This is a genomic window from Micromonospora sp. LZ34, from assembly GCF_052981855.1.
Window position 1 is genome coordinate 69367 of the sequence record NZ_JBRIQN010000002.1, and the last position, 14243, is coordinate 83609.

The 14243-nt window shown below is 71.9% G+C and carries 13 protein-coding genes; 9 read left to right on the plus strand and 4 right to left on the minus strand.

The features are described from left to right. Positions 1–5: 5 nt before the first annotated feature. The 4 genes from ACVCAH_RS02635 to ACVCAH_RS02650 are packed head-to-tail and all read left to right on the plus strand — an operon-like array spanning position 6 to position 3957. Entirely contained in the window at positions 6–932 is a 927-nt protein-coding gene (locus ACVCAH_RS02635) for an ABC transporter permease (RefSeq protein ID WP_447134422.1), read from the plus strand. Then, positions 925–1902, plus strand: coding sequence for an ABC transporter permease (locus tag ACVCAH_RS02640; RefSeq protein ID WP_447134423.1), 978 nt, complete (start codon positions 925–927; stop codon positions 1900–1902). Before ACVCAH_RS02635 ends, ACVCAH_RS02640 begins: the two co-directional genes overlap by 8 nt. Before the next feature lie 26 nt (positions 1903–1928). Beyond that, positions 1929–2951: an ABC transporter ATP-binding protein gene (locus ACVCAH_RS02645; protein WP_447134708.1), complete on the plus strand. Its 1023-nt coding sequence runs from the start codon at positions 1929–1931 to the stop codon at positions 2949–2951. Continuing rightward, the gene (locus ACVCAH_RS02650; RefSeq protein ID WP_447134424.1) at positions 2944–3957 is read left to right on the plus strand and encodes an ABC transporter ATP-binding protein; all 1014 of its coding nucleotides are present in this window, start codon (positions 2944–2946) and stop codon (positions 3955–3957) included. Before ACVCAH_RS02645 ends, ACVCAH_RS02650 begins: the two co-directional genes overlap by 8 nt. Positions 3958–4152: 195 nt before the next feature. Here ACVCAH_RS02650 and ACVCAH_RS02655 read toward each other — a convergent pair whose 3' ends face one another. Then, positions 4153–4551, minus strand: coding sequence for a chorismate mutase (locus ACVCAH_RS02655; protein ID WP_447134425.1), 399 nt, complete (start codon positions 4549–4551; stop codon positions 4153–4155). Positions 4552–4834: 283 nt separating this feature from the next. Here ACVCAH_RS02655 and pcrA point away from each other — a divergent pair, with 283 nt between their 5' ends. Continuing rightward, positions 4835–7237 carry a DNA helicase PcrA gene (gene pcrA / locus ACVCAH_RS02660; protein WP_447134426.1) on the plus strand — a complete coding sequence of 801 codons (2403 nt, stop codon included), beginning with the start codon at positions 4835–4837 and terminating at the stop codon, positions 7235–7237. A gap of 65 nt (positions 7238–7302) precedes the next feature. On the opposite strand, the gene ACVCAH_RS02665 is transcribed toward pcrA, so the two are convergent. Together ACVCAH_RS02665 and ACVCAH_RS02670 are read right to left on the minus strand one after the other, a co-directional pair. After that, the gene (locus ACVCAH_RS02665) at positions 7303–8073 is read right to left on the minus strand and encodes a M23 family metallopeptidase (RefSeq protein WP_447134427.1); all 771 of its coding nucleotides are present in this window, start codon (positions 8071–8073) and stop codon (positions 7303–7305) included. Positions 8074–8346: 273 nt separating this feature from the next. Beyond that, complete coding sequence (locus ACVCAH_RS02670; protein ID WP_447134428.1) at positions 8347–9054, minus strand: M23 family metallopeptidase; 708 nt, start codon at positions 9052–9054, stop codon at positions 8347–8349. 432 nt (positions 9055–9486) lie between these two features. On the opposite strand from ACVCAH_RS02670, the gene ACVCAH_RS02675 reads away from it, so the two are divergent. The 3 genes from ACVCAH_RS02675 (at position 9487) to sucD (ending at position 12365) form a co-directional block, all read left to right on the plus strand. Then, complete coding sequence (locus tag ACVCAH_RS02675; protein ID WP_447134429.1) at positions 9487–9891, plus strand: cobalamin B12-binding domain-containing protein; 405 nt, start codon at positions 9487–9489, stop codon at positions 9889–9891. Positions 9892–10296: 405 nt separating this feature from the next. Continuing rightward, complete coding sequence (sucC, locus tag ACVCAH_RS02680; protein WP_447134430.1) at positions 10297–11475, plus strand: ADP-forming succinate--CoA ligase subunit beta; 1179 nt, start codon at positions 10297–10299, stop codon at positions 11473–11475. A gap of 2 nt (positions 11476–11477) precedes the next feature. Further along, positions 11478–12365: a succinate--CoA ligase subunit alpha gene (sucD, locus tag ACVCAH_RS02685; protein WP_447134431.1), complete on the plus strand. Its 888-nt coding sequence runs from the start codon at positions 11478–11480 to the stop codon at positions 12363–12365. A gap of 48 nt (positions 12366–12413) precedes the next feature. On the opposite strand, the gene ACVCAH_RS02690 is transcribed toward sucD, so the two are convergent. Further along, positions 12414–12674, minus strand: a complete 261-nt coding sequence (locus ACVCAH_RS02690) for a DUF4190 domain-containing protein (protein ID WP_447134432.1) — start codon at positions 12672–12674, stop codon at positions 12414–12416. 156 nt (positions 12675–12830) lie between these two features. Here ACVCAH_RS02690 and ACVCAH_RS02695 point away from each other — a divergent pair, with 156 nt between their 5' ends. Further along, entirely contained in the window at positions 12831–14126 is a 1296-nt protein-coding gene (locus ACVCAH_RS02695) for a cell division protein PerM (protein WP_447134433.1), read from the plus strand. Positions 14127–14243 lie beyond the last annotated feature (117 nt).

Sequence of the window (14243 nt, forward strand, 5' to 3'; positions counted from 1 at the left end):
ACCCCATGGGCCGTTATCTGTTGAGACGGCTGCTCCAACTCATCCCGGTCTTCATCGGCACCACGTTCCTGATCTACTGGCTCGTGTGGTCGGTGCCGGGCGACCCGTTCGCCGGCAAGTGTGGTGAACGCGCCTGCCCGGACGCGTACGTCAACATGATGACCGAGAAGTACCAGCTCGATGAGTCGATCTGGGTGCAGTACGCCACCTACATGCAGAACCTGTTCCAGGGCGACTTCGGCTCCACCTACGGTGGCCGGCCGATCGGCGACATCATCGCCACGTCGTACCCGAACACGCTGAAGCTGGCCGTCGTCGCCCTCGCCATCGAGGCCCTGATCGGCCTCACCGCGGGCGTGCTGACCGGCCTGCGCCGCAACGGCTTCCTGGACAACCTGGTCCTCGTCTCCACGCTGTTCCTGATCGCGCTGCCGGTCTTCGTCATCGGCTTCGTGCTGCAGTGGGTACTCGGTGTGCAGTGGGGCATCGTCAAGCCGACCGTCTCCAACGAGATGCGGCTCTCGGAGCTCATCGTGCCCGGCTTCGTGCTGGGTAGCGCCTCGATGGCGTACATCGCCCGGGTCTCGCGGACGAGCATCGCCGAGAACCGGCGGGCCGACTACGTGCGTACGGCGATCGCCAAGGGCCTGCCGATGCGCCGAGTGGTCGGGGTGCACCTGCTGCGCAACTCCCTCATCCCGGTCGTCACGCTGCTCGGCACCGACCTCGGCGCCCTGATGGGTGGCGCGATCGTCACCGAGGGCATCTTCGGCATCAACGGGATCGGTCGCCAGGTCTTCCGAGCGATCGTCACCAAGGAGAGCGCTACCGTTGTCTCCATCGTGGTGGTCCTGGTGCTGGTCTATCTGCTGATGAACCTGCTGGTCGACCTGCTCTACGCCGCCCTGGACCCGAGGATCCGCTATGAGTGACCCGAGCACCGCATCGATCGTCAGCACCCCCCGTCCCGAGCAGCCGACCGAGATCGGCGCGCCGGTCAACGCCGGGCTGCCGGAGAGCGCCCGCAAGGAGAAGCCGCGCGGCCTGCTCGGGGACGCGTGGCGTGACCTGCGCCGCAAGCCGCTGTTCTGGATCTCGGCCACGTTCATCGCGATCTTCCTAGTGATGGCCGCGTTCCCGTCGCTGTTCACCTCCGGCGACCCGGTCAACGGCGCGCTGTCGAACAGCCGGGTGGAGCCGTCCGCGGACGCCTGGTTCGGCTACGACGTGCAGGGTCGCGACGTCTACGCCCGGACGATCTACGGCGCCCGCGCCTCGATCGTGGTGGCCGTGCTGTCCGTGATGGGCACGCTGCTGATCGGCGGCACGATGGGGATCATCGCCGGCTACCGCGGCGGCTGGGTCGACGGCCTGCTGTCCCGGATCGCCGACGTCTTCTTCGGCCTGCCGTTCATCCTCGGCGCCATCGTCATCCTGACCACCTTCAACAGCTCGGGCACCGACAACAGCACCCCGGAGATCATGGGCCTGGTGATCCTCTCCCTGACGGTGCTGAGTTGGCCGGTGGTGATGCGGCTGATGCGCTCCTCGGTGCTGGCCACCAAGGAGGCGGACTACATCGTCGCGGCCCGCGCGCTGGGCGCCGGCACCGGCCGGATCATCCTCAAGCACCTGCTGCCGAACTGCCTGGCGCCGCTGCTGGTGTACGGCACGATCATGGTCGGCTCGTTCATCGGCGCCGAGGCCACGCTGTCGTTCCTGGGCGTCGGCCTGAAGACCCCGGTGGTGTCCTGGGGCATCATGATCAGCGAGGCGCAGAACTACATCCGCGTCTCGCCGTTCCTGCTCTTCTTCCCCGCCGCGTTCCTCGTCACCGCCGTGCTGAGCTTCGTGATGCTCGGTGAGGCGGTCCGCGAGGCCCTCGATCCGAAACTCCGCTAGGGGCGATTCAGTTGTCCGACATTCTCGTGTCCGAGCAGTCCGCGGCGGGTACCTCCGGGCGCCCCGCCGGCCGGCTGCTCGAGGTCGACGACCTGCGCGTGGAGTTCCGTACCCGGGACGGCGTCGCCAAGGTCATCAACGGTGTCACGTACCACGTCGACGCGGGGGAGACCCTCGCCGTGCTCGGCGAGTCCGGCTCCGGTAAGAGCGTCACCGCCCAGACGATCATGGGCATCCTCGACACGCCCCCCGGCTTCGTCACCGGTGGTCAGGTCCGCTTCCACGGCAAGGACATGCTCCGGATGTCCGCCGAGGAGCGTCGCCGCATCCGCGGCGAGGGGATCGCCATGATCTTCCAGGACGCGCTCTCCGCGCTCAACCCGGTTTTCACCGTCGGGTTCCAGATCGCCGAGCAGTTCCGGGTCCGGCGCGGCCTGGGCCGCGCCGAAGCCAAGAAGCGCGCGATCGAGATGCTCGACCAGGTCAAGATCCCGAACGCCAAGGGCCGGTTCAACAACTACCCGCACCAGTTCTCCGGCGGTATGCGGCAGCGCGCCATGATCGCGATGTCGCTGGCGCTCGACCCGGAGGTGCTGATCGCGGACGAGCCGACCACCGCGCTCGACGTGACGGTGCAGGCCCAGATCATGGACCTGCTGGCCGAGCTCCAGCGGGAGCGGCAGATGGGCATGATCCTGATCACCCACGACCTCGGCGTGGTCGCCGACGTCGCGGACCGGATCGCGGTCATGTACGCGGGCCGGATCGTCGAGGAAGCCAACGTGTACGACCTGTACGCCAAGCCGGCGCACCCGTACACGATCGGCCTGATCAACTCGATCCCGCGGCTGGACGAGAAGGGGCAGCAGCTCCGGACGATCAAGGGCCTCCCGCCGAACCTGATGAACATCCCGCCGGGCTGCCCGTTCAACCCGCGCTGCCCAATGGCGCAGCCGGTCTGCCGGGAGAAGGTCCCGCCGCTGCTGCAGGTGGGTGCCGGTCGGGCCAGCGCCTGCCACTTCGCCGAGGAGCTGGTGAACCGTGACTGAGAACATCCTCCAGGTTCGTGACCTGGTCAAGCACTACCCCGTCACCCGCGGTGTGGTGTTCAAGAAGACCATCGGTCAGGTCAAGGCGGTCGACGGGGTCTCGTTCGACCTGGGTGCAGGCGAGACCCTGGGTGTGGTGGGCGAGTCGGGTTGCGGCAAGTCGACGCTGGCCCGGGTGCTGATGAACCTGGAGAAGCCGACCGCCGGCAGCGTGCACTACAAGGGGCAGGACATCTCCAAGCTGTCCGGCGGTGCGCTGCGTCGGCTGCGCCGGCAGATCCAGTTGGTGATGCAGGACCCGTACACCTCGCTGAACCCGCGGATGACGGTCGGCGACCTGATCGGCGAGCCGTTCGAGATCCACCCGGAGGTGGCGCCGAAGGGCAGCCGCCGGGGCAAGGTCAAGGAACTGCTCGACCTGGTGGGCCTCAACCCGGAGCACATCAACCGCTACCCGCACCAGTTCTCCGGTGGGCAGCGGCAGCGCATCGGCATCGCCCGGGCGCTGGCCCTGCGGCCCGAGATCATCGTCTGCGACGAGCCGGTCTCGGCCCTGGACGTGTCGATCCAGGCCCAGGTGATGAACCTGCTGGAGCAGCTGCAGAGCGAGTTCAACCTCTCGTACGTGTTCATCGCGCACGACCTGTCCGTGGTGCGGCACCTCTCCGACCGGGTCGCGGTGATGTACCTCGGCAAGATCGTGGAGATCGGCACCGAGGACGAGATCTACGAGCGGCCGACGCACCCGTACACCCAGGCGCTGCTGTCGGCGGTGCCGGTGCCGGACCCGACCGTGCGGGACAACAAGGCGATCATCCGCCTGACCGGTGACGTGCCCTCGCCGGTCAGCCCGCCCTCGGGCTGCCGGTTCCGCACCCGGTGCTGGAAGGCGCAGGACGTCTGCGCCGAGCAGGTGCCGCTGCTGGAGATCCGGCGGGGCTCGGACCACCCGAGCGCCTGCCACTTCGCCGAGAAGCGGGAGATCGTCGCCACGCACGAGGCGTGACATCTCCGGAACCGCCTGTCCGCGTCGTCACGACGCCGGCAGGCGGTTCCGCGTTTCCGGCCCGACCGCCCGACCGCCCGACCGCCCGACCGGCCGACCGCGCGACCGCGCCGCGGCTGCGGGCTGCGGGCTGCGGGCTGGGGGGCGTTGACCGGCCGGCGGGGCGGCGTGGATCCCGCCGGGCCGGCGTACTCCTCAGAGCGGCCCGCGACCGGCGCGCAGCAGCAGCAGCGCCAGTTGGGTGCCGTCGGCGCCGAGGGCGACCCGGAAGCGCTCCAGGATCTCTCGCTCGCGGGAGAGCACCAGCCGGGTGCCGCCGGAGGCCATCCGGGTCGCGCCGACCTCCTGGGAGAGCCGGGCCCGCTCCTGCCACAGCTCGATGAGCGCCCGGTCGATCTGGTCGATCCGTTCGCGGATCTCGACGATCCGGGCGGCGGCGGACGGTTCCGCGGTGCCGGTGCCCGGGGCGGTCGTACCGGGCTTGCCGGCCCGGGCCGCCGCGCCATTGGCCGCCGCGCCGTCGGCTTCCGCGCCGGCGCCGCCCGCACCGGGCCGGGCCGGACCGCCGCTCTGCTCCACCACGTCTGTCATCATCGGGTACCCCTCGCGCTGTGGTGCCCGGTGCCGGGATCCCGGGACGAAAAGGCCCCGGGCTCCAGGAGCCCGGGGCTTTTCGTAGGTCTGGTTGATCAGGCGCGACCTACGGCTGCCGGACTCCCGGTGCCGTAGTAAAAGTAGTAGCGCTGACCGAACACGCCGTCGAGTATGCCGCCCGGCGGGCGTCCCGCGCAAGAAATCCGGCGAGCCGGGCGGATGGCGGCCCGCCGGGTGTCCGCGGCGGGGAAGTGTCCGGCCGGCGGCATAGACTCGCCCTGCGATGCATCCTCTCTTCGACATCCCCGTGTCCCCGCCCGCGCCGACGCCCGCGCCGACGCGTGCGCGGCCCGGGTCCGCCGCCGCCCGCCTCGACCCGCAGGCCCTGCTCACCGGCCTGAACGGGCCGCAGCGCGACGCGGTCACCCACGCCGGCTCGCCGCTGCTGATCGTGGCCGGCGCCGGCTCGGGCAAGACCCGGGTGCTCACCCACCGGATCGCCTACCTGCTCGCCGCGCGCGACGTGCATCCGGGCGAGATCATCGCGATCACCTTCACCAACAAGGCCGCCGGGGAGATGAAGGAGCGGGTGGCCGCCCTGGTCGGCCCGCGCGCCCGGCTGATGTGGGTGTCGACGTTCCACTCCGCGTGCGTGCGCATCCTGCGCGCCGAGCACGAGCACGCCGGGCTGAAGTCGACCTTCTCCATCTACGACGCCGACGACTCGCGCCGGCTGATGCAGCTGGTCGCGCGGGAGCTCGACCTCGATCCGAAGCGCTACCCGGCGCGCGGGCTGGCCGCCCAGGTCTCCAACCTCAAGAACGAACTGGTCGACCCGGAGGAGTTCGCCGGCCGCGCCAAGGGCCCCAACGAGCGGGCGCTGGCCGAGGCCTACACGCTCTACCAGCGGCGGCTGCGCGAGGCGCACGCGCTGGACTTCGACGATCTGATCATGACGACGGTGCACCTGCTCCAGTCGCATCCGCACGTCGCGGAGAGCTACCGCCGGCGGTTCCGGCACGTGCTGGTCGACGAGTACCAGGACACCAACCACGCCCAGTACGTGCTGATCAAGGAGCTGGTCTCCGGCACCGAGGGGGTCGAGCCGGCCGAGCTCTGCGTGGTCGGTGACGCCGACCAGTCGATCTACGCGTTCCGCGGCGCGACGATCCGCAACATCCTGGAGTTCGAGCGGGACTTCAGCGACGCCCGGACGATCCTGCTGGAGCAGAACTACCGCTCCACCCAGACCATCCTGAACGCGGCCAACGCGGTGATCGACCGCAACACCTCCCGCAAGCCGAAGCGGCTGTGGAGCGAGGCGGGGGCCGGCGAACAGATCGTCGGCTACGTCGCGGACACCGAGCACGCCGAGGCGGACTGGGTGGCCCGGGAGATCGACCGCCTGGTCGACGCGGGCGACACCCGCCCGGGCGACGTGGCGGTCTTCTACCGCACCAACGCCCAGTCCCGGGTCTTCGAGGAGGTGTTCATCCGGGTCGGCCTGCCCTACAAGGTGGTCGGCGGGGTGCGTTTCTACGAACGCAAGGAGGTCCGCGACGCGCTGGCCTACCTGCGCGCCGTGGTCAACGATGACGACACGGTCAGCCTGCGCCGGGTGTTGAACACCCCGCGGCGGGGCATCGGCGACCGCGCCGAGGCCTGCGTGGAGGCGCTCTCCAGCCGGGACCGGATCTCCTTCGGCGCCGCGCTGCGCCGGGCCAAGGACGCGCCGGGCATCTCCACCCGGGCGGCCAACGGCATCGCCGAGTTCGTCGCCCTGCTCGACGGCGCGCGTGAGCTGGCCGAGACCGGCACCCCGGAGGAGGTGCTGGAGGCGTTGCTCACCCGCTCGGGCTACCTCACCGAGCTGGAGGAGAGCCTGGATCCGCAGGACGCCGGCCGGGTCGACAACCTCCAGGAACTGGTCAGCGTCGCCCGGGAGTACACCGAGCGGGTCGAGGCGCTCGGCGCCGAGGGGGAACGGGCCACCCTGGCCGGGTTCCTGGAGCAGGTCGCGCTGGTCGCCGACGCCGACCAGGTGCCCACCGACGACCCCGACCACCAGGGCGTGGTCACCCTGATGACGCTGCACACCGCCAAGGGGCTGGAGTTCCCGGTGGTGTTCCTGACCGGGCTGGAGGACGGCGTCTTCCCGCACCTGCGCTCGCTCGGCGACACCGGCGAGCTGGAGGAGGAGCGCCGGCTGGCGTATGTCGGCATCACCCGGGCCCGGCAGCGCCTCTACCTGTCCCGGGCGGTGACCCGCTCCGCGTGGGGCGCGCCGGCCTACAACCCGCCGTCCCGGTTCGTCGAGGAACTGCCACCGGAACTGGTGCGCTGGGAGCGCACCGAGGGGTCGTACACCTCGTGGGGCGGCGGAGGCGGCGGCGTCGGCGGCCGCGCGGACCGCACCCCCGGCGGGCGCGGCGGCTTCACCGGCGGTACGCCCAAGGCGGCGCAACTGGCCAAGCGGCTCGGGGTCGACGGCAGCCGGCTCGCCACCGCCAGCGAGCTGCCGCAGGGGCCTAAGGTGGCGGCCGGCGACCGGGTCAACCACCAGCGCTACGGGCTGGGCCGGGTGCTCGCCGTCGAGGGGCACGGGCCGAGCGCCCGGGCGCAGATCGACTTCGGCGACCAGACGATGTGGCTGGTGCTGCGGCACGCGCCGCTCGACAAGCTCTGAGCCGCTGACGCCCGGCCCGGCGGGTGCCGGGCCGGGCGGCACCGGCCGAAGTCAGCCGGCCGAAGTCAGCAGGCCACGTCGATGCCCCGGGCGCGCAGGAAGGGCGCCGGGTCGATCTGGTTCCACATCTGGCTTTGGTGCACCTCGAAGTGCAGGTGCGGGCCGGTGGAGTCGCCGGTCGAGCCCTCGTAGCCGATGACCTCCCCGGCGCCCACCTTGTCGCCCACGCTGACCGCGGTGCGGCTCTGGTGCGCGTAGTGGGTCAGGTAGCCGTTGCCGTGGTCGACGAAGACCGAGATGCCGTAGCCGTCGCCGGCGTCGCCGGCCTTGACCACCGTGCCGCCGTAGGCGGCGCGGATCGGGGTGCCCGCCGGCATGGCGAAGTCGATGCCGGCGTGCAGGGTGCCCCACCGCTGCCCGTAGCAGGAGGTGATCTCGGCGCCCTTCATCGGGATGACCCAGGTCGGCTTCGGCTTGGCCTTCGGCCTGGGCTTGGCGGTGGTCGCCTTCGGGCTGGGCTTGGCGGACGGGCTGGCCGTCGACGGGCTGGGCGTGGGGCTGGTGGGGGTGGCGGTGGGGGTGACCGGGGCCGTCGACTCGCGGGCGGACCGGTCGGCGCGGTCGGCGGCCCCGGCCCGCGCCTGCGCGTCCAGGGAGACGCTGGCCGGGGTGCGGTCGTCGGCGCCGGTGGTCGCCACGGCGACGCCGCCGAGACCGAGCGCGACCAGGACCGCCGCGCCGATGACCACGTGTCGGGTGCGCCCGCCCGTCCGCCGCCGGTGCCGGGCGGGGGCGTTCGGGGTCTTCTCGTTCTGGACGGAGCTGTCTTCCTGCACGGTTGACCTTCACAGTCGAGGGGCACTTGACCTCGAAATACTGGTGTCGGCCCGACCCGTGCCGGGTACCGGGACAGCGGGTGCCACGGCCCGATCGCCAGGCGACTGACCGGCTATGTCCCGATCTGGTGGGCGGCGTCCCGAAAAGTGATCATGTACGCCCGTGCCCTGCGTCACATCGGCGACTGTGACCCGGGAAACTTTCGCCGCCATGGGGCAACGAAAAACCGCCCGGATCGGTAGATCCGGGCGGTCAACGGTCGATACGCAGTGTCAGGAGGCGGCTACCTCGTTGTAGATTGCCTCGACCTGTAGCTGGATGTCCACTCCGCGCTCCTGGAGGTAGGGCACCGGGTCGAGCGGCTGGCCCTTGACATGGATCTCCAGGTGCAGGTGGGAGCCGTAGGAGTGGCCGGTGTTGCCGACCAGGCCGAGCTGGTCGCCGGCCTTGACCTGCTGCCCCTCCTGGACGCTCAGCGCGGAGGAGTGGCCGTAGATGGCCTCGCTGCCGTCGGCGTGCTGGACGATCACCGTGTAGCCGTAGCCGCCCCACCAGCCCGCCTTGGTGACGGTGCCGTCGTGGATCGCGACGTACGGGGTGCCCTCGGGCGCGACCAGGTCGACGCCGCTGTGCAGCTTGCCCCACCGCATGCCGTAGGGGGACTTGAAGTCGTAGCCCTGCAGGGGCAGCAGCCAGACCTCGGGCTGCGCCTCCTCGGCGCGTCCGCTGTCGCGGGAGGCGCGCTCGGCGGAGTCGGCGCGGGCGGCCGCGTCCTGGCTGAGGGTGGAGGCCGCCTTGAGCTCGTCGAGGACCGACGGGTTGACGCTCTTCGCGTCCGGCATGGCTCCCGCGCCGAGGGCCACGACACCGGCTCCGACGAACGCGGTGGTGACGACGGCGGCGTAACGGCTCCGCGGGGGGGTGGGTACGCGGCGGCGGCCGCGATATCGATCGGGCTCAGACGACAGGCGCTGGCGCACGCACACCCTCCGTTGTCGGGGTCTCGAGGCGGTCGCGCCGGCGTCGTGAAGCTCTGGTGAACGTCGGCGGGCCGCGTCGCCACCCGTCCGTGGACCTGATGACAACCGTGGACACGTTAGCCAACCACCAGACGAGTCACAAGCCGGAGCGCCGAATTGGTGCCACGTTCTGTCCAATTGCGTCCGCGATTGTCATGCCTCGTACCCGTCAAACGGCGCCCTCGTTACTGCCCGTTCGTCGCGCAGCGTGACCGAACGGCGGAGTCGTCCGGCTTGACGCGGGTGCCTGTCGGACCACGGTGAAGGCCGGTGCGGTCGCCCGCCCGGGGCGGGCGCGGGCCGCCGGTTTCCCGGCCCGGATTTCCCGGGCCGGGCGGGGCGGGTTACCGTTCGTTCAGGTGAAGCCGCGAAGCCGGTGAAAGGGATGCGCTGATGAGCTCTCGTGTTCGGGTCGTCGTCGCCAAGCCGGGCCTGGACGGCCACGACCGCGGCGCCAAGGTCGTCGCGCGTGCCCTCCGGGACGCCGGCATGGAGGTCATCTACACCGGCCTGCACCAGACCCCGGAGCAGATCGTGGAGACCGCGATCCAGGAGGACGCCGACGCGGTCGGGCTCTCCGTGCTCTCCGGGGCGCACATGACGCTCTTCAAGCGGGTGCTGGAGCTGCTCGCCGAGCGGGACGCCCGGGACATCGTGGTGTTCGGCGGCGGCATCATCCCGGACGCCGACATCCCCGAGCTGGAGCAGCTCGGCGTCGCCAAGATCTTTACGCCGGGCGCAACCACCGGGTCGATCGTGGAGTGGGTGCGGGCGAACGTCGCGCAGCCCGTCGGCTGACACCCGGCGGACCCGGGCACGGGGGAGGGGCCGGACGCACCCCTCACACGTCCGGCCCCTCTATGCACGATGCCCCGCCGCCACCCCTCGACCGACAGGGCATCGGCCGTCTCCCGTCTTCGCGCTGTGCAGCGCTCCGACACCTGACTCAACGACGCCCCCAGCGGGGGGTTACGCACCTGCCCGAACATCGCCCGGACGGCTGACGACCGGGCCGGCGGCGCCCGCCCCGGCGGGCGGCTGTGCATTACCGCACACCGCGCACCCGCTCGGTTGCCGGCGGTGCCCACCTCGCTAGGCTGCGCCCAATGGCCTGCTTCAACTGATGACAGGCGTCAAACTGTTTTCCATAACGCTGGTGGCGGCGCGACGGCGCGCCGCGGAGACGGGACGGGACGCGCAAACGTGGACCTGTACGAGTACCAGGGGCGGGACCTGTTCGAGCGGCACGGCTTGCCCGTGCTCGCCGGCGGCGTCGCCACGACCCCGGAGGAGGCCCGCGCGATCGCCGAACGCCTCGGCGGTCGGGTGGTCGTCAAGGCGCAGGTGAAGGTCGGCGGCCGGGGCAAGGCCGGCGGCGTCAAGCTGGCCGAGGGCGCGGAGGAGACGGTGGCCCGCGCCACCGACATCCTCGGCATGGACATCAAGGGCCACACCGTCCACAAGGTCATGATCACCGTGACCGCGGACGTGGCCGAGGAGTACTACTTCTCCTACCTGCTGGACCGGGCGAACCGCACCTTCCTCTGCATCGCCAGCGTCGCCGGCGGGATGGACATCGAGCAGGTCGCCGCCGAGACCCCGGAGAAGGTCGTCAAGGCCCCGATCGACGCGGTCGAGGGAGTGGACGAGGCGAAGGCGCGCGAGATCGTCTCCGCCGCCGGCTTCCCCGCCGACGTCGCCGACCAGGTGGTCGAGGTCGCCGTCAAGCTCTGGCAGGCGTTCGTCGCCGAGGACGCCACCCTGGTCGAGGTGAATCCGCTGGCCAAGAACGGCGACGGCAAGCTGCTGCTGCTCGACGCCAAGATCAGCCTGGACGAGAACGCCGCCTTCCGGCACCCGGACCACGAGGCGCTGGTCGACCAGGCCGCGGTGGACCCGCTGGAGCAGGCCGCCAAGGAGAAGGACCTCAACTACGTCAAGCTCGACGGCGAGGTCGGCATCATCGGCAACGGCGCGGGTCTGGTCATGTCGACCCTCGACGTGGTCGCGTACGCCGGCGAGCGGCACGGCCACGTCAAGCCGGCCAACTTCCTCGACATCGGCGGCGGCGCCAGCGCCGCGGTGATGGCGAACGGGCTGGAGATCGTGCTCTCCGACCCGTCGGTGAAGAGCGTCTTCGTCAACGTCTTCGGCGGCATTACCGCCTGCGACGCGGTCGCCAACGGCATCGTGCAGGCGCTGGGCCTGCTGGAGCAGCGCGGCGAGAAGGTCACCAAGCCGCTGGTCGTCCGGCTCGACGGCAACAACGCGGAGGCCGGTCGGGCGATCCTCGACGGCGCGAACAACCCGCTGATCGAGCGGGTCGACACCATGGACGGCGCGGCCGAGCGGGCCGCCGAGCTGGCGGCTGCGGGGGTCTGACAATGGCAATCTGGCTGACCAAGGACTCGAAGGTCATCGTCCAGGGGATGACCGGCTCCGAGGGTTCCAAGCACACCAAGCGGATGCTCGCGGCCGGCACCACCATCGTCGGTGGCGTCAACCCGCGCAAGGCGGGCCAGACCGTCGACTTCGACGGCACCGAGCTGCCCGTCTTCGCCACCGTCGCGGACGCGATGAAGGAGACCGGGGCGGACGTCACGGTCATCTTCGTGCCGCCGCAGTTCACCAAGGCCGCGACGATCGAGGCGATCGACGCCGGCATCGGCCTGGCCGTGGTGATCACCGAGGGCGTGCCGGTGCACGACACCGCCGCGTTCTGGGCGTACAACGTGGCCAAGGGGGAGCGGACCCGGATCATCGGGCCGAACTGCCCGGGCATCGCCTCGCCGGGCGCCTCCAACGCCGGCATCATCCCGGCCGACATCACCGGCTCCGGCCGGATCGGCCTGGTCAGCAAGAGCGGCACGCTGACCTACCAGATGATGTACGAGCTGCGCGACATCGGCTTCTCGACCTGCGTCGGCATCGGTGGCGACCCGATCATCGGCACCACGCACATCGACGCCCTCGCCGCGTTCGAGGCCGACCCGGACACCGACGCGATCGTGATGATCGGTGAGATCGGTGGCGACGCCGAGGAGCGGGCCGCCGAGTTCATCAAGGCGAACGTGACCAAGCCGGTGGTCGGCTACATCGCCGGCTTCACCGCCCCGCCCGGCAAGACCATGGGGCACGCCGGCGCGATCATCTCCGGCTCGGCCGGCACCGCGGAGGCGAAGCAGGCGGCGCTGGAGGCGGTCGGGGTCAAGGTGGGCAAGACGCCGACCGAGACCGCTCGCCTGATGCGGGAGATCATGTCCGCCGGCTGAGCGGACGAGCGACGAGCCGAGGGGGTCGACCGGGTCCGGTCGGCCCCCTCAGTCGTTGCCCCAGAGCGGATAGTTGCCGGTGGCCCGCAGGATCGCGCTGCCGATAATGTTGATCACGCCGAAGGTGATGGCCAGGTAGCCCAGCACCGGCGACTGGCCGTAACGCTTGGCGTCGCGGATGGAGAGCCAGCCGAAGATGACGCCCAGGATGCCGCAGCAGAGCAGGCCGGTGATGATGCCCAGGATGCCCCAGAGCGTGGTGCGGTCCCGGCCGCCGGCGGGCGGGGGCGGCGGATTCGGAGCGTTCACGGCTTCCCTCCGAGCGGTCGGTGCCGCGACTGCCGTCGCGTCCTGCGCCGAGGCTAAACCGGATCCGGCGCCGCGGACGATGGATCACCGAACTCGCCGCCGGCGCGGAGCGGTATCGGACTGCCGCCGCCGGCTCGGCATGCCAGAGTAGACGCGATGTCCTCCGTCACCCCTGACCAGCCCAGCCGTCCCATCGCCGACGTCGGCCCCGACGCCCGGCCACCCGGCCGGCCCGGCGGGGGGCGGCGGGTGCCCCCACCCCGCACCGGGGAGCCGCCGCGCAGCCGTGCGCCGCTCGCCGTCGCCGCCGGGGTGGCCGCCGGGTGGGCGGCGATCACCTCGTGCCTGCCGGTCGTGGTCGTGCTCTGGCTGTTCCAGCTCAGCGAGGACGCCGCGTCCCTGCTCGGCGCCGTGCGCGCCGGGCTGGCCGGCTGGCTGCTCGGGCACGGGGTCCCGCTGGCCACCGGCGCCGGCCCGGTCGGGTTGGCCCCGCTGGCGCTGACCGTGCTGGCGGTCTGGCGGCTGTCCCGGGCGGGGGTGCACACTAGCCGGGCGATCGGCGCCCGCGGCAGCCGGTCGCTGTCCCGGACGCTCGTCGCGGCCGGCGCGGTCGGCATCGCGTACGCCCTGCTCGGCGTGCTCGCCGCGCTGGCGCTCGGCGCGGGCGGGCCCGGGGTGTCGCCGGTGCGGGCGGGCGTGACCCTCGGCGTGGTCGGCGTGCTCGCCGCCCTGGCCGGCGCCGCCCGGACCACCGGGGTGACCGGCCTGCTCGCCGCGCGGGTCCCGGCGCCGCTGCGCGACGGGCTCCGCACCGGCCTGGTCGCCGGGCTGCTGCTGCTGGCAGCTGGGGCCGGGGCGGCCGGGCTCGCCGTGGCGACCGGGGGTGGGGACGCCGCCGACATGATCGGCGCCTACCGCACCGGGGTCGCCGGGCAGGCCGGGATCACACTGGTCAGCCTGGCCTACGCGCCGAACGCCACGATCTGGTCGGTGAGTTACCTGCTCGGTCCGGGCTTCGCGGTGGGCACCGACACGGCGGTCCGCACCAGCGAGGTCTCGGTCGCCGCGCTGCCGGCCGTACCGCTGCTGGCCGGCCTGCCGCGCGGGCCGGTCGACGGGCTGGGCGCCGGGCTGCTCGCGGTTCCGGTGCTCGCCGGGATGGCCGCGGGTTGCCTACTTGCCCGCCGACTGCTCCGGCTGGCCGCCGACGAGCGGTCGCCGCTGGGCTGGGCCACGCTGCTCGGGCCGGCCGCGCTCGCCGGTCCGGTGGCCGGCCTGCTGCTCGGAGCGGCGGCCGCCGCCTCCGCCGGTCCGCTCGGCGGGGGCCGGCTGGCCGAGATCGGCCCGGTCGGCTGGCAGGTGGCGGCCGTGGCGACCGGGGTCGTCGGGGCCGGCGCGCTGCTCGGCGCCGCCGCCACCCAGCTGCTCACCCGTCCCGCCGCCACGCGCTGAGGTCAGCGCCGGGCGAGACCGGCCGCTGCGAGCGGGTAGGCCCCAGCCGTAGCTGACCACCCCGGCCGGCACGTGGGCCCGGGACAACGACGAGGGGCGCCCGGCCGTGGCCGGGAC

Excerpts from the sequence above, each read along its gene's own strand:
- pcrA (WP_447134426.1), top strand. The coding sequence starts at position 4,835 with ATGCATCCTCTCTTCGACATCCCCGTGTCCCCGCCCGCGCCGACGCCC.
- sucD (WP_447134431.1), top strand. The coding sequence starts at position 11,478 with ATGGCAATCTGGCTGACCAAGGACTCGAAGGTCATCGTCCAGGGGATG.
- ACVCAH_RS02675 (WP_447134429.1), top strand. The coding sequence starts at position 9,487 with ATGAGCTCTCGTGTTCGGGTCGTCGTCGCCAAGCCGGGCCTGGACGGC.
- ACVCAH_RS02640 (WP_447134423.1), top strand. The coding sequence starts at position 925 with ATGAGTGACCCGAGCACCGCATCGATCGTCAGCACCCCCCGTCCCGAG.
- ACVCAH_RS02695 (WP_447134433.1), top strand. The coding sequence starts at position 12,831 with ATGTCCTCCGTCACCCCTGACCAGCCCAGCCGTCCCATCGCCGACGTC.
- ACVCAH_RS02635 (WP_447134422.1), top strand. The coding sequence starts at position 6 with ATGGGCCGTTATCTGTTGAGACGGCTGCTCCAACTCATCCCGGTCTTC.
- ACVCAH_RS02655 (WP_447134425.1), bottom strand. The coding sequence starts at position 4,551 with ATGATGACAGACGTGGTGGAGCAGAGCGGCGGTCCGGCCCGGCCCGGT.